23 protein-coding genes and 1 riboswitch are annotated in these 18,746 nt (G+C 70.7%); of the genes, 12 read left to right on the top strand and 11 right to left on the bottom strand.

The features are described 5' to 3' along the window. Positions 1–4 precede the first annotated feature (4 nt). Together ACFFGH_RS23695 and ACFFGH_RS23690 are read right to left on the bottom strand one after the other, a co-directional pair. On the bottom strand, positions 5–1,156 hold the full coding sequence (locus tag ACFFGH_RS23695) for a hypothetical protein (protein ID WP_386672947.1): 1,152 nt from the start codon (positions 1,154–1,156) through the stop codon (positions 5–7). Positions 1,157–1,308: 152 nt separating this feature from the next. After that, on the bottom strand, positions 1,309–1,632 hold the full coding sequence (locus tag ACFFGH_RS23690; protein ID WP_386672945.1) for a DUF7882 family protein: 324 nt from the start codon (positions 1,630–1,632) through the stop codon (positions 1,309–1,311). Positions 1,633–1,835: 203 nt separating this feature from the next. Between ACFFGH_RS23690 and ACFFGH_RS23685 the strand changes: the two genes are divergently transcribed. After that, positions 1,836–2,378, top strand: a complete 543-nt coding sequence (locus tag ACFFGH_RS23685) for a TspO/MBR family protein (RefSeq protein ID WP_386672944.1) — start codon at positions 1,836–1,838, stop codon at positions 2,376–2,378. A gap of 14 nt (positions 2,379–2,392) precedes the next feature. On the opposite strand, the gene ACFFGH_RS23680 is transcribed toward ACFFGH_RS23685, so the two are convergent. Next, positions 2,393–2,602, bottom strand: a complete 210-nt coding sequence (locus ACFFGH_RS23680; protein WP_386672942.1) for a hypothetical protein — start codon at positions 2,600–2,602, stop codon at positions 2,393–2,395. Between the two features lie 148 nt (positions 2,603–2,750). Between ACFFGH_RS23680 and ACFFGH_RS23675 the strand changes: the two genes are divergently transcribed. Then, a complete protein-coding gene (locus tag ACFFGH_RS23675) occupies positions 2,751–2,960 on the top strand; it encodes a hypothetical protein (RefSeq protein ID WP_386672940.1) in 210 nt (69 codons plus the stop codon). Positions 2,961–2,966: 6 nt separating this feature from the next. On the opposite strand, the gene ACFFGH_RS23670 is transcribed toward ACFFGH_RS23675, so the two are convergent. Continuing rightward, on the bottom strand, positions 2,967–3,659 hold the full coding sequence (locus ACFFGH_RS23670) for an aquaporin (RefSeq protein WP_386672938.1): 693 nt from the start codon (positions 3,657–3,659) through the stop codon (positions 2,967–2,969). Positions 3,660–3,813: 154 nt separating this feature from the next. On the opposite strand from ACFFGH_RS23670, the gene ACFFGH_RS23665 reads away from it, so the two are divergent. After that, positions 3,814–4,224 (top strand): arsenate reductase ArsC, encoded by a 411-nt coding sequence (locus tag ACFFGH_RS23665; protein ID WP_386672936.1) that lies wholly within the window; start codon positions 3,814–3,816, stop codon positions 4,222–4,224. Continuing rightward, positions 4,221–4,871 (top strand): arsenate reductase ArsC, encoded by a 651-nt coding sequence (locus tag ACFFGH_RS23660; RefSeq protein ID WP_386672934.1) that lies wholly within the window; start codon positions 4,221–4,223, stop codon positions 4,869–4,871. The genes ACFFGH_RS23665 and ACFFGH_RS23660 overlap by 4 nt, the downstream gene beginning before the upstream one ends. Positions 4,872–5,068: 197 nt before the next feature. On the opposite strand, the gene ACFFGH_RS23655 is transcribed toward ACFFGH_RS23660, so the two are convergent. From ACFFGH_RS23655 to ACFFGH_RS23645, 3 genes are all read right to left on the bottom strand, one after another. Further along, positions 5,069–5,368, bottom strand: coding sequence for a DUF7882 family protein (locus ACFFGH_RS23655; RefSeq protein WP_386672932.1), 300 nt, complete (start codon positions 5,366–5,368; stop codon positions 5,069–5,071). 109 nt (positions 5,369–5,477) lie between these two features. After that, positions 5,478–6,386, bottom strand: a complete 909-nt coding sequence (locus tag ACFFGH_RS23650) for an aldose 1-epimerase family protein (protein ID WP_386672930.1) — start codon at positions 6,384–6,386, stop codon at positions 5,478–5,480. Between the two features lie 9 nt (positions 6,387–6,395). After that, on the bottom strand, positions 6,396–7,202 hold the full coding sequence (locus ACFFGH_RS23645) for a DeoR/GlpR family DNA-binding transcription regulator (RefSeq protein WP_386672928.1): 807 nt from the start codon (positions 7,200–7,202) through the stop codon (positions 6,396–6,398). 76 nt (positions 7,203–7,278) lie between these two features. Between ACFFGH_RS23645 and galT the strand changes: the two genes are divergently transcribed. From galT to ACFFGH_RS23620, 5 genes are read left to right on the top strand one after another with little or no spacing between them, the layout of a single operon-like run. Beyond that, positions 7,279–8,400: a galactose-1-phosphate uridylyltransferase gene (galT, locus tag ACFFGH_RS23640; protein WP_386672926.1), complete on the top strand. Its 1,122-nt coding sequence runs from the start codon at positions 7,279–7,281 to the stop codon at positions 8,398–8,400. After that, on the top strand, positions 8,397–9,557 hold the full coding sequence (gene galK, locus ACFFGH_RS23635) for a galactokinase (RefSeq protein WP_386672924.1): 1,161 nt from the start codon (positions 8,397–8,399) through the stop codon (positions 9,555–9,557). The genes galT and galK overlap by 4 nt, the downstream gene beginning before the upstream one ends. A gap of 59 nt (positions 9,558–9,616) precedes the next feature. Beyond that, positions 9,617–10,333, top strand: a complete 717-nt coding sequence (locus ACFFGH_RS23630; protein ID WP_386672923.1) for a LamB/YcsF family protein — start codon at positions 9,617–9,619, stop codon at positions 10,331–10,333. After that, the gene (locus ACFFGH_RS23625) at positions 10,330–10,950 is read left to right on the top strand and encodes a 5-oxoprolinase subunit B family protein (RefSeq protein WP_386672921.1); all 621 of its coding nucleotides are present in this window, start codon (positions 10,330–10,332) and stop codon (positions 10,948–10,950) included. The genes ACFFGH_RS23630 and ACFFGH_RS23625 overlap by 4 nt, the downstream gene beginning before the upstream one ends. Positions 10,951–10,955: 5 nt before the next feature. Next, positions 10,956–11,819, top strand: coding sequence for a 5-oxoprolinase subunit C family protein (locus ACFFGH_RS23620; protein WP_386673343.1), 864 nt, complete (start codon positions 10,956–10,958; stop codon positions 11,817–11,819). Positions 11,820–11,839: 20 nt separating this feature from the next. Here the strand turns inward: ACFFGH_RS23620 and ACFFGH_RS23615 are convergent, their stop codons facing one another. Together ACFFGH_RS23615 and glyA are read right to left on the bottom strand one after the other, a co-directional pair. Beyond that, on the bottom strand, positions 11,840–12,724 hold the full coding sequence (locus tag ACFFGH_RS23615; RefSeq protein WP_386672919.1) for a bifunctional methylenetetrahydrofolate dehydrogenase/methenyltetrahydrofolate cyclohydrolase: 885 nt from the start codon (positions 12,722–12,724) through the stop codon (positions 11,840–11,842). Continuing rightward, the gene (gene glyA, locus ACFFGH_RS23610; RefSeq protein WP_386673341.1) at positions 12,721–13,989 is read right to left on the bottom strand and encodes a serine hydroxymethyltransferase; all 1,269 of its coding nucleotides are present in this window, start codon (positions 13,987–13,989) and stop codon (positions 12,721–12,723) included. Before glyA ends, ACFFGH_RS23615 begins: the two co-directional genes overlap by 4 nt. 60 nt (positions 13,990–14,049) lie before the next feature. Further along, positions 14,050–14,132: riboswitch (ZMP/ZTP riboswitch) on the bottom strand. A gap of 91 nt (positions 14,133–14,223) precedes the next feature. Here glyA and ACFFGH_RS23605 point away from each other — a divergent pair. Beyond that, positions 14,224–14,541, top strand: coding sequence for an SWEET family sugar transporter (locus ACFFGH_RS23605; protein ID WP_386672917.1), 318 nt, complete (start codon positions 14,224–14,226; stop codon positions 14,539–14,541). A gap of 16 nt (positions 14,542–14,557) precedes the next feature. Here the strand turns inward: ACFFGH_RS23605 and ACFFGH_RS23600 are convergent, their stop codons facing one another. Beyond that, positions 14,558–15,769: an MFS transporter gene (locus ACFFGH_RS23600; RefSeq protein ID WP_386672915.1), complete on the bottom strand. Its 1,212-nt coding sequence runs from the start codon at positions 15,767–15,769 to the stop codon at positions 14,558–14,560. A gap of 125 nt (positions 15,770–15,894) precedes the next feature. On the opposite strand from ACFFGH_RS23600, the gene purU reads away from it, so the two are divergent. Together purU and nagA are read left to right on the top strand one after the other, a co-directional pair. After that, positions 15,895–16,749, top strand: a complete 855-nt coding sequence (purU, locus tag ACFFGH_RS23595) for a formyltetrahydrofolate deformylase (RefSeq protein WP_386672913.1) — start codon at positions 15,895–15,897, stop codon at positions 16,747–16,749. 28 nt (positions 16,750–16,777) lie between these two features. After that, positions 16,778–17,932 carry an N-acetylglucosamine-6-phosphate deacetylase gene (gene nagA / locus ACFFGH_RS23590; RefSeq protein ID WP_386672911.1) on the top strand — a complete coding sequence of 385 codons (1,155 nt, stop codon included), beginning with the start codon at positions 16,778–16,780 and terminating at the stop codon, positions 17,930–17,932. 42 nt (positions 17,933–17,974) lie between these two features. Here the strand turns inward: nagA and ACFFGH_RS23585 are convergent, their stop codons facing one another. After that, a complete protein-coding gene (locus ACFFGH_RS23585; RefSeq protein WP_386672909.1) occupies positions 17,975–18,742 on the bottom strand; it encodes a glucosamine-6-phosphate deaminase in 768 nt (255 codons plus the stop codon). Between the last annotated feature and the right edge of the window lie 4 nt (positions 18,743–18,746).

Genomic DNA, 18,746 nt, shown 5'->3' with positions numbered 1-18,746 from the left:
TCCCTCAGAGCTGAAACGCGAGTGAGTCGGCCTGGCGAGATCGTGATGCCCGCCGCCCTCGGACCGGCAGCGGCTCGAAAGGATGCGCCGGATCGCCGGTCCATCGGCACAGCGCGAGGTCGCTGGTCTGCAGCCCCGCGAACGCGGATGCGCTGGACAGAAGAAAACGACCGTCGCCGAGCGATTCCAGACCGACATCGGCCTTCTCGTACCATCCGCGGATGCCGGTGACCGGATCCCACAGCCCGTCGTCCGCGAGTTGCAGCAGCGGGCCCCGCTCACCCGGGATCCCGATCAGCGGTCCGGTCACCGGCGCCGCCGTGGCATCGACGGCGAACAAGGTGTAGTTGGGGAACCACGGCTTCGAGCCGGCATAGACGCCGAGGAACCAGCGGCCGCTCCAGCTGTCGTACTCGAGGTTCTGCACTCCGAACCGGGTGTTGCCCGTGCGGACGAAGTACTTGCCGTCCGGCGCGGCCGGCCCGCTGCGGTGCGGCGCGGCCTCGTCGAGCGGCAGGGCGAGCCCATCCCACTCCTCGAGCCGGTACTGCAGCAGCACCTGGTGGTCGTTGTCGTGCCGCTCCAGGTTCGCGTACACCCCGTATGCGACGGTGAGGAGCCGGCTTTCGCTTGCGGACCCGAACGCGGGGCCGAGGCTGATTCCGTCGATGCCGCTGCAGCCGTACCGGTGATCCGCCGTGTCCGCCCGATCCCCGTCGAAGGTTCCGCTCCCGTCCGTGTCTGCGGCGTAGTCGGCCGCCACCTCGGCGAGGTGAACAGTGCGCACGACGTCCGAGTCTGCGGCGAGCAGACCCGGGCGATCGATGGCGTCCACGTCGAAGACGGCGACGTAGAAGGCCGCGGCGGCCTTGTATTCGAGGGACGCATAGAGCCTGCGGCCCGCCGGGTCGAACGTCACATCGCCCAGGTGCCCGGTGAACCCCTCCACCGTCCCGAGCACCGCACCCGCGAAGTCGGTCTTCACGAGCAGCGTGGTGAACGAGTAATAGAGGTGGCCCCGCTCGAGGTCGGCTGCGACGCCCTGCACATGACTGGTGCTCCACCAGCCGCCGTTCGCGCGCCGCGGCACATCCGCCGACGCCGGATGCGATCGCCGGTCCGCCACGCGGGCCAGCGCCGGCCGGACGGTGCGCACAGGTCCAGTCGCTGCGGGAGCTGTCATCACGCCCGAGCCAAGCGGGCCCGGGTGAACGCACCGGGAAGTCAGGGTGACGGCGCCCGGAACACCCGACGACCATCGTCTTGCGTGGGTGTGCGTCAGCCCAGTGCACCCGCGACTCCGGGGGCTCAGTGCAGGAACTCGTCGTGATGCCGCTCAGCCGGCTCCGCGAGCACGCGCAGTCCACCGGCGGAGGACGCCGACTGCGACAGCACCTCGATCCACGCGCGATTGATGGACGGGGTCCGGCTCCCGGAGTACTTGTAGACGAGCGGCAGCGACGGATGCACCCAGATGGTGGTGCGACCGGCCGTCGCGCCCGACTCCTCTTTCCATGAGAAGAGGAATCCTTCCCCGCGCCGGAGCTTTGCCGTGATGACGATCTCGAGGTGAGCGAGGAGGCGGTCCTCGAACTCGGCGGAGATCAGCTGGCCGTAGATCAACTTCCCCATAGGACCGCCTCCCGCCCTCTGCGGAACAGAATGGACCCGCCGAGGGCCCCGGTCAACCCCATTCCGGCGGACGACGGGTCGTGCGCCGCGAGGGTTCGATATACCGGATGACGCCAGGTTCGTCAATCGCGCTCCTTCCCGTCTCCTCAGGCGGTTAGGATCAGCGGGGCCTGCGCCCGTCAGGCATTGAGAGGGGGTCGCCGGTGAGCGTTTCAAGTCGCATGCCCGGTCGGGCGATCCTTCCAGAGACTGTGGACCGCCTGCGGTCCGCGGCCGTCCTGTTGGTCTTCCTGGTCGCCTCCACGGCGATCGTCATGGCGGGGACGGCCCTCGCCCAGGAGCACTACTTCGGCTGGTATGCGGAGGCCGCGAAGGCTCCGTGGACGGTGTCGCCCTGGGTGAGTGGATCGGTCTGGACGATCCTCCACATCGGGATGTCGGTGGCTGCTTGGCTCGTGTGGCGCGAGCGGGCAACCGCACGGGTGAGCAGCGCGCTGTCGCTGTACGGAACGCAGCTGCTGCTCAACGCCCTCTGGCGTCCGGCGCTCTTCAGCTTCTATCCGGCGCTGGGCGAGATGGCCCTCTACCTCGGCGCGGCGATCATGATGCTGCTCGGCATCACCGTCGCCGCCGCCCTCGCCGAGTTCCGGAAGGTGAGCCGAGCTGCGGGGTTGCTGGTGGTGCCGTACCTCAGCTGGATCCTCTACATCCTGTCGCTCAACATCGCGCTCATCGCGCTGAACTGAGCGACCGAGCGCGCTCAGGCGTCGGCGAACCGGTACCGCGGGTTGCGGTAGGTGGTGCCGTGCTCACCGGCGGAGACGGCGTCGTACTCCAGCCGGTAGAGCGGTCGTCCCAGGTCGTCCCGCACGACATCGTGCAGTCGGCCGGCGCCGTCGTGGTCGGTGCATCGACGCTGTCCATCCCAGATGCCGCCCACGAACGGCACTCGTGCGATTCCATTGCCCATTCCCGGAGGCTACCGACACCCGCGCCTGCGCGTTGGCTGACCCACGGCGTGTCCGCCAGCGCTGGGAGGCCGCCGCGGCCGGTCGTCGCGCGCCGGTGTCCCGAATATGGTTGATGAGCCGGCTCGCCGACCGCGAAAGGAGCCTGCGATGCCACGGATTCCCCGATTGCCGAGCGCTGTCACCTCCAACGCCGTGCCGATCGCCATGACGATCGGCGGCGCGTTCCTGCTGCGGCGGCTGATCGGCGCCGCAATCAGCGTGCTGGCGATGCTGGCGATCTGGCGACTGCTGCTCACGGCACTGAAGATCGACCTCGCGCTCGCCGAGCGGCGGGCGGGGACCACACCTCCCCCCTGAGCGGCGTCAGCGCCGTTCGGAGGGGAGCCGCCTCGGAAACAGCAGCCGGACGAGCAGCAGGCCGAACAGCCCTCCGGCCAGCTGGGCGGCGATGAACCCGGGGGCGGACGCCGGGTGGATGCCGGCGAACGTGTCGCTGAACATGCGCCCGACGGTGATCGCCGGATTCGCGAAGCTGGTCGACGCGGTGAAGAAGTAGGCGGCGCCGATGTACGCGCCCACCGCCGCTGGCGCCCAGCCGGCACGCCCCGAGCGCGCGAGCGAGAAGATCACCAGCACCAGCCCCGCGGTGGCCACCAGCTCCGAGAGCAGGTTCGGGCCGCTCACTCGCGCCGTGGAGCTCACCGTGATCGGGGCCAGACCGAACATCGCGTTGGCCAGCACTGCGCCTCCGACACAGCCGAGCACCTGCGCCGGCAGATACGGCAGGATCGAGCGCCACGACCGATACCCGAGCGCCGCGTCGACGAACGAGACCACCGGATTGAAGTGCGCTCCGCTCACCGGAGCCAGCACGGCGATGAGCACGAAGAGCCCGAGCGCCGTCGCGATCGCGTTCTCGAGCAGCTGGAGACCGACGTCATCCGGCGACAGGCGCTCGGCGGCGATGCCGGAGCCCACGACCACCATCGTCAGCGAGCCGCTGCCCAGAAATTCGGCCGAGACGCGCCGGAGACGCGCGGGCGGGACGGCGATCACCCGGCGAGCCTACCCAGCCCGCGCACGCCCGCCCCGCCGTTCGAACCCCTCGGCAGGTGAACGCTCGGTGAACAAGGCGGCCTGCGACCGGCACCATGCATCGATGCCCATCTATGCTCACTTCCAGAACCTCAGAAGCCGAAGGAACCGAACCATGTCTCAGAAGCCCACCGTGCTCTTCGTCTGCGTGCACAACGCTGGGCGCTCGCAGATGGCCGCCGGATACATGACGGCGCTGTCGAACGGAGCCGTCGAGGTGCTCTCCGCCGGCTCGGAGCCGAAGGACCGCATCAATCCCGTCGCCGTCGAGGCGATGCGCGAGGAGGGCATCGACATCGCCGCCAACGTGCCGAAGGTGCTCACCACCGAGGCGGTCAGGGACTCGGACGCCGTGATCACCATGGGCTGCGGCGACACCTGCCCGATCTTCCCCGGCAAGCGGTATGAGGACTGGGAGCTCGAGGACCCGGCCGGGAAGGACCTCGAAACCGTCCGGCGGGTGCGCGACGACATCAGACAGCGGGTCCAGTCGCTGCTCGCGGAACTGCTGCCGCAGAACCGATGAGCATCAGCACGGATCCGGAGCGGCGTGGCCTCCCCGGGCTGGCCTACCCGGAGGAGTATCTGCGGAGGCTGGCGCTCGATCTCTCATCGCGCTTCGAAGGCGTGTTCAACGCGGAGACCGTCGAACGGTATGTGCTCGAGTCCTACGCCGCCCTGCTGCGCACCTCGTCCGTGCACGCTCACCTGGCCATCCGGACGGTGAGATTCGCGACCGACCGGCTGACGGCACTCGCCACGGCGAAGGGGGCGCTGTCACGCGAGGTGCCGACCGTGCTGTTCGTGTGCGAGCGAAACGCCGGCAGGTCCCAGATGGCCGCCGCCCTCGTGTCGCACCTCTCGGGTGGCCGCGTGCACGCGCGTTCGGCAGGGTCGGTCCCGTCGGCCGGATTGCTCCCCGCCGTCGTCGAGGCCATGGCCGAGCTGGGCATCGACATCTCCAAGGAGTTCCCGAAGCCTCTGACCGACGACGTGGTGCAGGCAGCGGACGCCGTCGTGACGATGGGCTGCGGTGACGCCTGCCCTGTCTACCCGGGCAAGCAGTACGAGGACTGGCGGCTCGAGGACCCGGACGGCGAGCCGCTCGAGGCCGTCCGTCGCATTCGGGATGACATCGCGGTTCACGTGCGGGAGCTGCTCGCGACGCTCTGAGCGCGGCGGAGATTCGGATCGAGCGGCCGGAATTAACGCCCCTGTGCAACGGCCGCCCGATCATGGACTTCGAAGCCGAACCCGAATCAGCTCCGTCGTCCAAGCTATGCAACAGGTAGGTCAACCTTAACCTGACGAATCGCTGTGGAGAAGCCTGGAGGAACCCCCAGAACAGGGGTTACTCCGTGCCCGCTGTGCTAATCGACCGGCTCTTCGAGAACGATCAGACCCGCCGCGGAATTCGCGGCGTCGTGAAGCACCTCGACCCAACGCCGGTTGATCACCGGCTGCCGGCTTCCGTAGTACTTGAAGTGCAGCGGAACCATCGGCGACATCCAGATGCTGACCCGTCCGACGGCTTCGTTCTCGTCCCGGAAGCTGAAGAAGAACGACTCGCGGCGGCGCAGCTTCGCCGCGATGACCAGCTGAAGGTGCGCGAGTGTGCGGTCGTCGATCTCGAACCGACGCTGGCGGTCGCCGTAGAGCAGAGCCCCCACGCCTTCTCCACCTCCCGAACCGGACGCAAACCACAGCACCATATTCGGGATGCGGATCTCCCATCGGGGGCTTGACAAGCCGGCTCTGGTTTGGCAGACGCGATCCTCTTCAGCCGGAGTAGCGAATTCCCCAGGAGCCGCTCCACTCCTCCCCCGGCTCCAGCCAGCGCAGCCCCCTGCCGGTGTTGAAGGCGTTCGCGGGAGCGGTCATCGGCTCGAGTCCGAGTGCCAGGCCCTGGTCGCCCGCCACCGGGAACTTGCGGGTGGTGAATACCTGCACGAATCCGAAGTCGTCGTCCTGCAGCAGCGAGACCCGGCGCCCGTCCGGCGCGTCCAGCCAGGCGCTCGCGCCATCCACCGTCCGCACCTCGCCGAACGCCGTGTTGATCTCGAGTTCGCCGAGCCGGCGCCCGGCGCGCAGATCGACCGGAGCGCCGTCGACCGGCAGCTCGCGTCGCGGGATGAGCCGCTCGTCCGCATCGAACCAGGTCTCGGCCGACACGGTGACCGTGAGGTTCTCCGTCGGCACATCACCGATCTGGAGGTACGGGTGCGCGCCGGCCGCGTATGGCGCGCGGGACCGGGAGCGGTTGCGCACCCAGTGCGTGACCCGCAGGCCGTCCTCGCGGAGCTCGTAGCGGACGCTCGTGTCGAGGAGGAACGGATATCCGTGCTGCGGGAACACGGTTGCCGCCAGCGTCACCGCCGAATCGGTGCGATCCACCGGCCGGTACGGCGAGTTCCGCAGCAGGCCGTGCGTCGCGTGGCGCAGCTTGGGATCGGTCAGGTCGAGCTGCTGCTCGGCGCCCTCCAGATGCCAGATGCCGTCCTCGATGCGATTCGGCCACGGCACGAGCACGATGCCGGCGCCCTGCGGTGGTGAGCTGTACTCGCCGTAGGGCTGCGCGATATCGACGCCGCCGACACGGAAGATCCGAAGGGCGGCCGCCAGCTCGGTGATGACGGCTTCCGAACTTCCGCGGGTCAGGCGGAACTGCTCACCGGTCGGGGAACTCACCGGCACAGCCTACTTGCGGTCGCCGGACCGGTGTCCAGGGTCGGCGCACTCCACCGCGACGCCGCACCGGCGGACGGGATCGAGGAGTTCCTCACCGGGGTTCCCGGCGGTCACCAGCACGTCGAAGTCCTGGAGCGCCCCGATCCTGCCGAGGTGGCGCCGGCCGAGCTTCGAGGCGTCGGCCAGCAGGATCCGCCGGGTGCTCGAGCGCACCATCGCGCGCTTCACCTGCGCCTCGGCGAGGTTGAGGTTCGTGACGCCGGCTTCGGCGTCGACGCCGTTGCAGCCGATCAGGCTGACGTCGGCATGCAGCGCAGACAGCGCGTCCGTCGCGTGCGGGTCGACGAGGGAGTGCTGCAGCGGCCGCAGCGTGCCGCCGATCACGACGACGGTGAACCGCGGGATCGCCGGCTCCAGGGCGAGTGCGATCGAGAGGCCGTTGGTGATGACGACGTTGTCCCTGAGGTCGTCCCGCGCCACGAGCGCCCGCGCCGCGGCGAGCGCCGTCGATCCGACATCCAGCAGCACGCTCTCACCGGAGCGCACCATCGCAGCGGCGCGCTCGCCGATGCGCCGCTTGATGTCGGCGTCCTGCCGCACGGTCTGCTCGAGCGGGAACTCGCGCACCGCGGTTGCCGGCACCGCTCCCCCGTGCACTCGGGTGAGCTGCCCGTCGGTCTCGAGCAGCGAGAGGTCCGCCCGCACGGTGACCTCGCTCACCCCGAGCATCCGGCTCGCGTCGGCGACCCGGAGGAAGCCGTGCGACAGCACCAGCTCGCCGAGCCGCTGCCGCCGGGTGAGGGCCGGATCCGCCATCTCGCCTCCTCCCGGCTTGTGCTCGCGCCCGCTGGATCTTTCGCATTCGACGCGGAACTTACGTTATCGTAAGCCCATGAGCCAGGAGCACCTGACCTGCGGCGTTGTGAAGCGTCGCACCCAGCTGGCCGATGGCCGTGAGCTGATCTACTACGACGACCCGGACACGACGCTGCCGCCGGAGCGCGCCGCCGACGCCCGGAGCATGCCGCCGCGCCCCGCAACCGCCGAGATGCGGCAGGATGTGCTCACCGGCGACTGGATCTCCGTCGCCGCCGCCCGGCAGAACCGGGCGTTCCTGCCGCCGGCGCATCTGGACCCGCTCGCACCCACGACTCCGGAGAACCCCTCCGAGATCCCGGACCAGTACGACGTCGCGGTGTTCGAGAACCGGTCACCGTCGTTCGGCCCGGAACTCGATGACGCCGACGCAGCGGTCAGGCTCGCGGACCTCCGCGACGTCGGCTACGAGCGGCGGCGGCCCGCGGTCGGGCGCACCGAGGTGGTGTGCTTCAGCCCCGAGCACGAGGGGTCCTTCGGAACGCAGACCGAGACGCGTGCGCGCACGGTCATCGAGGCGTGGGCTGACCGCACCGCGGAACTCAGCCGCCTCCCCGGCATTCAGCAGGTGTTCCCGTTCGAGAACCGTGGCCAGGCCATCGGGGTGACGCTGCACCACCCCCACGGCCAGATCTACGCCTACCCATACGTCACGCCGCGCACCGAGCGGCTGCTCGCCTCGCTCGACCGGCTGGGTCCCGACCTCTTCGCGTCGATCCTCGAGCGGGAGCGCGCCGGAGAACGCGTCGTGCTGCAGGGCGAGCACTGGACCGCGTTCGTGCCGTTCGCGGCCCGCTGGCCGATCGAGGTCCACATGCTGCCCCACCGGCACGCGGCCGACTTCGCGGAGACGTCGCCTGCCGAGCGGGATGAGCTGGCGCGGCTGTACCTGCAGCTGCTGCGCGGGGTCGACGCGATCTACCCGACGCCGACCCCGTACATCGCCGCATGGCACCAAGCGCCGGTTCACACCCACCGCGACAGCGCACGGCTGATGCTGCAGCTGACCTCCCCTCGGCGCGCGGAAGACCGGCTGAAGTTCCTGGCAGGATCGGAAGCGGCCATGGGCGCCTGGATCGCCGACATCCCGCCCGAGAACGCGGCGGAACTCATCCGGAAGGGGATCGAACGGGCATGAGCGACATCCGACACGACGCCAGACGCGGCTTCTCCGAGAGCTTCGGCGTTGAGCCCGCCGGCACCTGGTCGGCACCCGGCCGGGTCAACCTGATCGGCGAGCACACCGACTACAACGACGGATTCGTGCTGCCCCTGGCTATCAATCGCCGCACCGTCACGGCCCTCGGCATCCGCGAGGACCGCGTGATCCGGGTGGCGAGCGCGTTCGCCGACGAGGTGGCGGAGATCCGGCTCGATGAGCTCAGCCCCGACGCGCTGAGCGGCTGGGCGGCGTATCCGCTCGGGGTCGCGTGGGCATTCGGCCGCTTCGGTGTCGACCTCGCGGCCGTGCCGGGCGTCGACCTCTACCTCGAGTCGGACGTGCCGGTCGGCGCGGGGCTGTCGTCGTCCGCGGCGCTCGAGTGCGCCGTCTCACTCGCCCTGAACGACGTCTGGCAGGCCGGCCTCGATCGCCGGACCCTCGCCCGGCTGGGGCAGCTCGCCGAGAACGAGGCGGTCGGCGCGCCGACCGGGATCATGGATCAGTCCGCGGTGCTCCTCGGTCGCCGGGACAGCGCCGTGTTCCTCGATTGCCGCAGCCTCGAGTCACGAGTCGTGCCCCTCGGCTTCGCCGACGCGGGCCTTGAGCTGGTCATCATGGACACCGGCGTCTCCCACTCCCATGCCACCGGCGGCTACGCGGAGCGACGCGCCTCCTGTGAGGCCGGCGCCGCGGCGCTCGGTGCCGCCAGTCTGCGGGACGTGACGGTCGACGACCTGCCCCGCGCTCGGCGGCTGCTCGACGACGTGACGTACCGCCGGGTGCGGCACGTCGTCACCGAGAACCAGCGGGTGCTCGACACGGTCCGCACGCTCGAGACGCAGGGCCCGGCCGCGATCGGCGAGCTGCTCGACGCGTCCCACGTGTCGATGCGCGATGACTTCGAGATCTCGGTGCCCGAGCTGGACCTGGCGGTCGAGACGGCCCAGCAGCACGGCGCGATCGGCGCCCGGATGACCGGCGGCGGCTTCGGCGGCGCCGCGATCGCCCTCATCCCCATAGACGCGAGGTCGCGACTGCAGGTCGCGATCGACGGTGCGTTCGCGGAGCACGGGTTCAGCATCCCGGAGACCTTCGCGGTGTCGGCTGCGGACGGTGCGATCCGCGACGAGTGATCCCGGCACGAGGCAGCCGACCGCCGGTTTCGCCAAGCCGCCTTGGCTATCCTCCCGTCATGGCGGGAATCGACCTGAACAGCGACCTCGGTGAATCGTTCGGGGCGTGGACGCTCGGCGACGACGCCGCTCTCCTGCGGCTGGTCACGAGCGCCAACGTCGCCTGCGGATTCCACGCCGGGGACCCGGCGACGATGCTGCGCACCTGCCGGCTCGCCGCAGAGCGAGGGGTGACCGTCGGGGCGCACGTGTCATATCCGGATCTCGCCGGCTTCGGCCGGCGCAGCATGGACATCGACCCTGCCGACCTCTACGCCGACACGATCTACCAGATCGGCGCGGTGCGGGCCGTCGCCGAGACGGTGGGCGCACGCCTCGGCTACGTCAAGCCGCACGGCGCGCTCTACAACCGCATCGTCAGCGACCCCGCGCAGGCGGCAGCGGTGGCGCACGCGGCACGGCAGACCGGGCTGCCGCTGCTCGGGCTTCCGGACAGCGCGATCGAGGCGGCTGCCGCCGAGGCGGGCGTGCGGTTCTGGCGGGAAGGGTTTCTCGACCGCGCGTACCGTGACGACGGCACGCTGGTGCCGCGGTCCGAGCGTGGGTCGGTGCTCACGGATCCGCAGGCAGCCGCTGAGCGGTCCGTCGACCTGGCACGGTCCGGCCGGGTCGAGTCGCTGTGCGTACACGGCGACAGCCCCTCCGCCGTCGCGATGGCGGAGGCGGCGCTCGGGGCGCTCGAAGGGGCGGGGATCGAGGTGCGGCCGTTCGCATGAGGATCCTGCCGTACGGGGAACGGGCGGTGCTCGCCGAGGTGGACACCCTTGAGCAGGCGGTGTCGCTCAGCGCGGCGCTGGAGACCGACCGGGCCCACGTCCGCGGCGTCCTCGAGCTGGTGCCAGGCGCCCGCAGCGTCCTCGTCCGCTTCGAACCGCATGCGATCTCCCTCATGGCGGTGGAACGGTGGATCGCGGGCGTCGAGGTGTCTGGCGCCCAGCCCCGTGCCGGAGATCGCGTGACGATCCCGGTCCGCTACGACGGGGACGACCTCGAGGAGACGGCGCAGCTACTCGGAATGTCGCCCGAGGAACTCGTCGCGCGCCACTCCGGCTCCTCCTGGCGAGCGGCCTTCGTCGGCTTCGCCCCGGGTTTCGCCTATCTCACGAGCCCCGGGTTCCGCGTCGAGGTTCCCCGCCGCGCGACCTCGCGCCCCAGCGTGGCGCCCGGGTCGGTGGGCCTCGCCGGTGAGTTCAGCGGCGTGTACCCGCGCGACTCCCCGGGCGGCTGGCAGTTGATCGGGCGCACGGAAGCGAACCTCTGGGATGTGAATCGCACTCCCCCGGCGCTGCTGCGGCCGGGAACGGAGGTGGTCTTCGAGGTGATCGGCACGTGACCCAGATGCGTGTGCTGCAATCCGGTCCGTCGACGCTGATCGAAGACCTGGGCCGTCCCGGCCTCGCCGCCCAAGGGGTGAGCCCGTCCGGCGCCATGGACCGGTCCGCTCTGGCGCTGGCGAACCGGCTGCTTGGCAACGACGACGCCGCCGCTGGTCTCGAGGTGCTGCTCGGCGGCCTGCGCCTGACCGCCGAAGGCCCGCTCTGGATCGCGGTCACCGGCGCCTGGGGCGACGTCACGATCGACGCTGCGCGGGTCGAACCGCACACCGCGACACCGGTCGAGCCTGGCGCAGTGCTCTCCGTCGGAGAGGCGACCGCGGGCATCCGCTACTACCTCGCCGTCCGCGGCGGCATCGCTGTGGAACCGGTGCTCGGGTCCCGCTCGCGCGATGTGCTGGCCGCGCTCGGCCCGTCGCCGCTGGCGGCCGGTGATCTGCTGCCGGTCGGGTCGCCTCCGGTGCGGCGGATCCCCCCGGTCGACGGCGTTCCGGTGGACCCGCCGACCCGCGGCGAGATCGAGCTGGCGCTGCGGCCGGGTCCCCGCCGCGACTGGTTCGCCGCGGATGCGTGGCGCGCGCTGAGCGACACATCGTGGAGCGTCTCGGCCCGGTCGGACCGGACCGGCGTGCGGCTCGACGGGGTCGCGCTGGAGCGAGTGCGATCCGGTGAGCTGCCGAGCGAGGGGATGCTCCGCGGGGCCATCCAGGTGTCACCCGACGGGGCGCCGACGGTCCTGGGCGCGGATCACCCCGTCACCGGCGGCTACCCCGTGATCGCCGTCGTGACGGACGCCACCGTGGACCGCCTCGCGCAGGCACGCCCTGGCCAGCCGATCCGCTTCACCCACGCCACCGGCCACGCCTGACCGCACAGCTGTCTTTCGGGTCAGGAGGCGAGGGCGCGCTCGGCGGAGTCGACCACGTTGGCGAGCAGCAGGGCGCGGGTCATCGGCCCGACGCCGCCGGGATTCGGCGAGAGCCACCCCGCAACGTCGGCGACGTCGGGGGCGACGTCGCCCGCGATCCGCTTCTTCCCCGTCTCGGGGTCGGTGACGCGGCTGACGCCGACATCGAGCACGATGGCGCCCGGCTTCACGGCCCCGGCAGACACGATGCCCGGCACGCCGGCCGCGGCGACGATGATGTCGGCCCAGCGGAGATGATCGGCGAGATCCACGGTGCCGGTGTGCGTCAGCGTCACCGTGGCGTTGTACTCGCGGCGCGTGAGGAGCGGACCGATCGCACGGCCCACCGTCACCCCTCGGCCGACCACGACGACGTCCTTGCCGGCCCAGCTCAGCCCGGCGCGCTCGACGAGCTCGATCACGGCGCGCGGGGTGCAGGGCAGCGACGAGGTGATCGGCCGGTTCACGTTGAGGATCAGCCGGCCGAGGTTCGTGGGGTGCAGTCCGTCGGCGTCCTTCTCGGGTGCCACCCGCTCGAGGATCGCATCGGTGTCGATGTGCGCCGGCAGCGGCAGCTGAACGATGTAGCCGGTCGTCGCCGGATCCGCGTTCAGCTCGTCGATCACGGCCTCGAGCTCCGCCTGCGAAACGGTATCGGGCAGCTCCCGCTGGATCGACGCGATGGCGACCTCCGCGCAGTCGCGGTGCTTGCCTGCGACGTACCACTTGGACGCCGGGTCGTCGCCGACGAGCACCGTGCCGAGCCCGGGGACGACGCCGCGCTCCCGCAGGCGGGCGACCCGTTCGGTGAGCTCGCCCTTGATCGCCGCAGCGGTCGCCGTCCCGTCGAGGAGGCGCGCGGTCATCGGCCGAGCGTCGGGTAGAGCGGAAAACGGTCGGCCAGCGCGCGGACCCGCGCCCGCAGCGGCTCGAGCTCCGGCGAGGGCTTCAGAGCTGCCACGATGATGTCCGCCACCTCGGCGAACTCCTCGTCCCCGAAGCCGCGGGTCGCGAGGGCGGGCGTGCCGATGCGCACCCCGGAGGTGACCATCGGCGGACGCGGGTCGAACGGCACCGCGTTCCGGTTCACCGTGATGCCGACCTGGTGCAGCAGGTCTTCCGCCTGCTTGCCGTCGACCTCGGAGTTCCGAAGGTCCACGAGCACCAGGTGCACGTCGGTGCCGCCGGTCAGCACATCGATGCCGGCGTCCGTGGCGTCATCCGCGGTGAGCCGCTCGGCCAGGATGCGCGCGCCGCTGAGGGTGCGCTGCTGCCGGTCGGCGAACTCGGGCTCGGCCGCGAGCTTGAAGGCGGTGGCCTTCGCCGCGATGACGTGCATGAGGGGGCCTCCCTGCTGGCCGGGGAACACCGCGGAGTTCAGCTTCTTGAAGAGCGACTCGTCGTTGCTCAGCAGGAAGCCCGAGCGGGGTCCGCCGATCGTCTTGTGCACCGTCGAGCTGACCACGTGCGCATACGGCACCGGGGACGGGTGGAGCCCTGCGGCGACGAGGCCGGCGAAGTGCGCCATGTCCACCCACAGTTTCGCGCCCACCTCGTCGGCGATCTCACGGAACGCGGCGAAGTCGAGCTGACGGGGATACGCGGACCAGCCGGCGATGATCACCGAAGGCTTGTGCTCGATGGCTTTGGCGCGGACGACGTCCATGTCGACGCGGAAGGACTCCGGGTCGACACCGTAGGAGACGGCGTTGTAGAGCTTGCCGGAGAAGTTGAGCTTCATGCCGTGCGTCAGGTGACCGCCGTGGGCGAGTTCGAGGCCGAGGATGGTGTCACCGGCGCTCGCGAGCGCGTGCAGCACGGCCGCGTTGGCCTGCGCGCCGGAGTGCGGCTGCACGTTGGCGAACTCCGCCAAGAACAGCGACTTCGCGCGGGAGATCGCGAGCTCCTCGGCGATGTCGACGAACTCGCAGCCGCCGTAGTAGCGGCGGCCCGGGTATCCCTCGGCGTACTTGTTGGTCAGCACCGAGCCCTGCGCCTCGAGCACCGAGACGGGGACGAAGTTCTCGCTGGCGATCATCTCCAGCGTCTCCCGCTGGCGGCCGAGCTCCTGCTCGAGCACCGCCGCGATCTCGGGGTCGACCACCGAGAGCGGGGAGTTGAAGGCGGACAGCGTTGCAGTGGATTGCGAGTCGGACACGAGGCGCTCCTTCGGACGTGACAGTGGCATTCAGATCGGAGCCCAGGCGAACGGCCACAATCCTGTCAATCGCTCCCCGGTGGTTGCCCACCCGAACGCCAGTCGCGACCCGCACAGTCTAGCGAAACGGACGCCGCCCCGAGAGATTCCCAGCGGCCGGACGTTACCGTCGTCTGATCGCCGGATCCGGTGGGCAGGGAGAACAGCGTGGTCGTCGACGTACTGGGCATCTGTGCCGGGACTTGGGGCGTCGTCATGGCGATCGCACCCGGCATGCAGCTCCGGAAGATGGTGCGCACCCGGAACGCGAGGGACGTCTCGCTGAGATTCTTCGGGCTGCTGCTACCGGGCTATGTCCTGTGGGTCAGTTACGGCGTCGCCCGAGGGGATCCAGCACTCATCGTTCCGAACGCCGTCGCGTTCTGCGTCGCAATCGCCACGATGCTCGTCGCCGTGCACTTCCGCCGGAACCCCGGGGCACCGGCCACCCGGCCTGACGCTGCTGTCGAGGGAAGCTCGGCCTGAGCGTTCCGGGGCCGTGTCAGGGGACCGGCGCAGCCGCCCGCGCGGATCGGGCCGCATAGACGTTCGCCCCGATCACGAAGAGCACGGCCACGGTCAGGAAGGCGACCTCGCCCCACGGCAAGGTGCGGATGCCGAGTCCGTCGATCAGGATCCCGCCGAGCAGCGCACCGCCGCCGATGCCGACGTTGAACGAGATGGTGAGGAAGGCGGACGCCTGATCCCGGATGCGCGGCGACGCCGACGCCATCACCCGGGCGTGCATGAGTGCGGGGATGCCGCCGAAGAACAGCGGCCAGATCAGCAGGCCGACGAACGCGACGGCGGGCACGTGGCCGAAGGCGCCGAGCAACGCAACGAACACGATCACGCCGCACAGGAAGATCAGCACGCTGGCGCGCGGGAATCGGTCGCCGAACCGGCCCGCGAGCAGCACGCCGACCGCGCCGGCAGCGCCCTGCGCGAAGAGCAGCGGACTGATCGCCCCCTCGGCCACTCCCGGCACCTCGAGCATCCACGGCACGATGTAGGTCGTGAACACGTTCTGACCCATCATCACGAGCAGCACCGTGAGGCAGGTGACCGCGACCGTCGGGATGGTGCGGTCCCGGTAGACCGGCACGCTGATCTCACCGGTGGCCAGCCGCTCGATGTGCGTGACCTGCGGCAGGCGCAGGATCACGATCGCGGTCAGCACCAGCACCAGCAGCGCCAGCACGACGAAGGCCATCCGCCAGCCGAACGCCTGGCCGAGCGCGGTGCCGACCGGGATGCCGAGCACGAACGCGGCCGTGCCGCCGAAGTTCGTGACGGCGATGCCCTTCGCGATCTGCGTCCGGTGCACGAGCAGTGTGGTGTAGGGACCGATCACCGACCAGAAGAGGCCCTGCGCCGCTCCACTGAGGATCCGCGCGCCGGCGAGGACTTCGTAGGTCGGCGCGGCGGCGGCCAGAAGGTTCGCGACCGTGAAGGTCAGCAGCGTGGCGACGAGCAGCGACTTGCGGGAGAACCGTCGCGTGACCGCGGTGAGCGGCGCCGCGGAGATCACGATGGTGGCGGCCAGGATCGTGACGAGCAGGCCGATCCGCGACTGTGAGACGCCGAGATCCTCTGCCATCTGCGGGAGCAGGCCACCGGGCAGGAACTCTCCGGTGACGGCGACGAAGCTCGTGGCGCTGAGGGTGACCAGCGGAAGCCACGGGAAGGGCCTGCGTGCCGCGGGCGCGACCATACGACGATCCTTACGAACAAGAAGTGGTGCGTGAAGCCGCCCGCTGGACGAACCGCGGAACGCGTCGTCGCATCGACATTAGCCGAGATACCGGGGACGACGGGCGCGGCCAATACGCTTGTCGGGTGAGCGACGCCACCCACTGGATCCTGACCCTGGTCTGCGACGACCAGCCGGGCATCGTGCATGCCGTGAGCGGCGCGGTGGTCGAGGCGCACGGCAACATCACCGAGTCGCAGCAGTTCTCCAGCGCCGACACAGGCCGGTTCTTCATGCGACTGCAGGTGGAGTCCGGCATCGACCGGGCCTCGTTCGAGGCGGCCCTGGCGCCGGTGACCTCGCGCTATGACATGGAGTGGAAGCTCGACGTCGTGGGGCGGCCGCTGCGTACGCTCGTGCTCGTGTCGAAGGCGGGTCACTGCCTCAACGACCTGCTGTTCCGGCAGCGGGCCGGGCAGCTGGGCATCGAGGTGCCGCTCGTGATGAGCAACCACCCGGACCTCGCCGAGCTCGCCGCCTTCTACGGGGTGCCGTTCGAGCACCGGCCCGTGCAGGATGCCGACGGCAAGCAGGCGTTCGAGCGCGCGGTGCTCGATGTGGTGGCGGAGCATGACGTGGAGCTCGTGGTGCTGGCGCGCTACATGCAGATCCTCTCCCCCGAGCTCTGCGCCGCTCTCGCCGGGCGGATCATCAACATCCACCACTCCTTCCTCCCCGGGTTCAAGGGCGCGAGCCCTTACCGTCAGGCGCACGCCCGGGGGGTCAAGCTGATCGGCGCGACCGCGCACTTCGTCACCAGCGACCTGGACGAGGGGCCGATCATCGAGCAGAACGTCGTGCGCGTGGATCACACCCGCACCCCGAACGAGCTGATGGCGATCGGCCAGGACGAGGAGTCGCGCACGCTGAGCCAGTCGGTGAAGTGGTTCGCCGAGCACCGGGTGCTGCAGGACGGCGCCCGCACCATCATCTTCAAGTGAGCCGGCGACGGCGGCGGGGAGGCATCCGGTGAGGACCCTCATCCACAACGCCCTCGGCGTGGACGTGCGTGGCGAGGAGCCCGGCACGTGGGTGCTGTTCAGCGAGGGGCTCATCGTGGCGGCCGGGACCGGTGCGCCACCGACCGACGATCTGCCGAGCGTCGGCTGGGTGGTCGATGCCGCTGGTGCCCGGCTCGTTCCAGGGTTCGTCGACCTGCACTGTCACGGCGGGGGTGGCAGCAGCTTCGAGGACGGCGCTGCGGCGATCGCGGCTGCCCTCGCGACGCATCGCGCCCACGGGACGACCCGCTCGGTGGTCAGCTTCGTCGCGGCCCCGGTGCAGGACCTCGCCCGCCGCCTCGCTCTCGTGGCCGAGCTCACCGCATCCGACCCGCTCGTGCTGGGCTCACACCTCGAGGGCCCGTTCCTCTCCCCCGCGCGGCGGGGCGCCCACGCCGCCGAGGCGCTGACCCATCCGGAGCACCGATCCGTGGAGTCGCTGCTCACGGCGGCTCGCGGCACGCTGCGGCAGGCGACGATCGCTCCCGAGCTGCCGGGCGCTCTGGAGGCGATCGACGCGCTGGTCGCTGCCGGATGCGCGGTCGCGGTGGGGCACACGGACGCGGACGCGGCGGGGGCATCCGCGGCGTTCGATCGCGGGGCGACGCTGCTCACCCACGCGTTCAACGCGATGGCCGGCATCGAGGCGCGGCGCGGGGGACCCATCGGCGCGGCGGTCGCCGACGACCGCGTGACGCTGGAGCTGATCCTCGACGGGCGGCACGTGGACTCGCTGGTCGCCCGGCTCCTCTTCGCCGCGGCGCCCGGACGCATCGCGCTCGTCACCGACTCGATGGCGGCCGCCGGCTCCGGCGACGGCGCATATCTGCTGGGAACGCTGCCGGTCACCGTGCGCGACGGCACCGCCACTCTCGACGGCGCCGGCACGCTGGCGGGGTCGACGCTGACCCAGGACGCGGCGCTCCGCCGGGCGGTGCTCGAGCTCGGCATCGACCCCGCCGACGCGGTGGCGGCCGTCACGTCGACGCCAGCGCGGGCACTGGGACTCGACGACCGCTTCGGCCTGCTGGCCGAGGGCTACGCCGCCGACGCGGTGCTGCTCGACGCCGACTGGCGGGTGCAGCGGGTCTGGGCGGACGGCCGGGAGCTCCCGACGGTCTGACGCACGACGATCGTCCCTTCGACGGGCTCAGCACCCGGTCACTCACCCGAGATCGGGGCGGTTCTCCCACGCGAAGCGGTAGTACTCGGCGTTCGCGAGCCGGGACGCCGCCCCCTCATCGACGATCACCGTCACCTCGGGATGCAGCTGGATCACCGATCCGGGCAGGCTCGCGGTGACCGGACCCTCCACGGCACCCGCGACCGCGTCCGCCTTCGCCTCCCCGAACGCGAGCAGGATCAGCCGACGAGAGCGCAGGATCGTGCCGAGCCCCTGGGTGAGGCAGTGCTTCGGCACCTCTGCGGGCGAGTCGAAGAACCGGGCGTTGTCGCGGCGGGTCTGTTCCGTCAGGGTCTTGATCCGCGTCGATGAGGCGAGCGAGGAGCCGGGCTCGTTGAACCCGATGTGTCCGGTGCGGCCGATGCCCAGCAGCTGCACGTCGATCCCGCCGGCCTCCGCGATCGCGCGCTCGTACCGATCACCGGCGCCGGCCAGCGGTCCGCCGTCGTCGCCGGGAACCCGCACCTTCGCCGGATCGAGACCCAGCGGTGCCACCGCCTCCCGGGCGATCACGGCGCGATAGCTCTGCGGATGACCCTCCGGCAGCCCCACGTACTCGTCCAGCGCGAATGCGCGCACGGCGGCGAGGTCGGGGCGTCGGGCGGCGAGGGCCGCGTAGGTGGTGAGCGGCGTCGACCCGGTCGCGAGCCCCAGCACCGCGTCGGGCTTGTCGCGCAGGACCTGCTCGATCACCGATGCGGCCAGCTCTCCCGCCGCCTCCGCATCGCGGACGATCACGACCTCAGCCATCGCG

It is taken from the genome of Lysobacter korlensis (assembly GCF_042434515.1).
The sequence above is the reverse complement of the archived record's forward strand: the minus strand, read 5'-3'. Positions and strand labels throughout refer to the sequence as shown.

Bases quoted from the DNA above. Each gene is read 5' to 3' on its own strand.
- ACFFGH_RS23665 (WP_386672936.1), top strand. From the start codon at position 3,814: ATGTCTCAGAAGCCCACCGTGCTCTTCGTCTGCGTGCACAACGCTGGG.
- ACFFGH_RS23615 (WP_386672919.1), bottom strand. From the start codon at position 12,724: ATGACCGCGCGCCTCCTCGACGGGACGGCGACCGCTGCGGCGATCAAG.
- ACFFGH_RS23600 (WP_386672915.1), bottom strand. From the start codon at position 15,769: ATGGTCGCGCCCGCGGCACGCAGGCCCTTCCCGTGGCTTCCGCTGGTC.
- ACFFGH_RS23675 (WP_386672940.1), top strand. From the start codon at position 2,751: ATGCCACGGATTCCCCGATTGCCGAGCGCTGTCACCTCCAACGCCGTG.
- ACFFGH_RS23645 (WP_386672928.1), bottom strand. From the start codon at position 7,202: ATGGCGGATCCGGCCCTCACCCGGCGGCAGCGGCTCGGCGAGCTGGTG.
- ACFFGH_RS23620 (WP_386673343.1), top strand. From the start codon at position 10,956: ATGCGTGTGCTGCAATCCGGTCCGTCGACGCTGATCGAAGACCTGGGC.
- galK (WP_386672924.1), top strand. From the start codon at position 8,397: ATGAGCGACATCCGACACGACGCCAGACGCGGCTTCTCCGAGAGCTTC.
- ACFFGH_RS23585 (WP_386672909.1), bottom strand. From the start codon at position 18,742: ATGGCTGAGGTCGTGATCGTCCGCGATGCGGAGGCGGCGGGAGAGCTG.
- ACFFGH_RS23680 (WP_386672942.1), bottom strand. From the start codon at position 2,602: ATGGGCAATGGAATCGCACGAGTGCCGTTCGTGGGCGGCATCTGGGAT.
- ACFFGH_RS23690 (WP_386672945.1), bottom strand. From the start codon at position 1,632: ATGGGGAAGTTGATCTACGGCCAGCTGATCTCCGCCGAGTTCGAGGAC.
- ACFFGH_RS23625 (WP_386672921.1), top strand. From the start codon at position 10,330: ATGAGGATCCTGCCGTACGGGGAACGGGCGGTGCTCGCCGAGGTGGAC.
- galT (WP_386672926.1), top strand. From the start codon at position 7,279: ATGAGCCAGGAGCACCTGACCTGCGGCGTTGTGAAGCGTCGCACCCAG.
- ACFFGH_RS23630 (WP_386672923.1), top strand. From the start codon at position 9,617: ATGGCGGGAATCGACCTGAACAGCGACCTCGGTGAATCGTTCGGGGCG.
- ACFFGH_RS23660 (WP_386672934.1), top strand. From the start codon at position 4,221: ATGAGCATCAGCACGGATCCGGAGCGGCGTGGCCTCCCCGGGCTGGCC.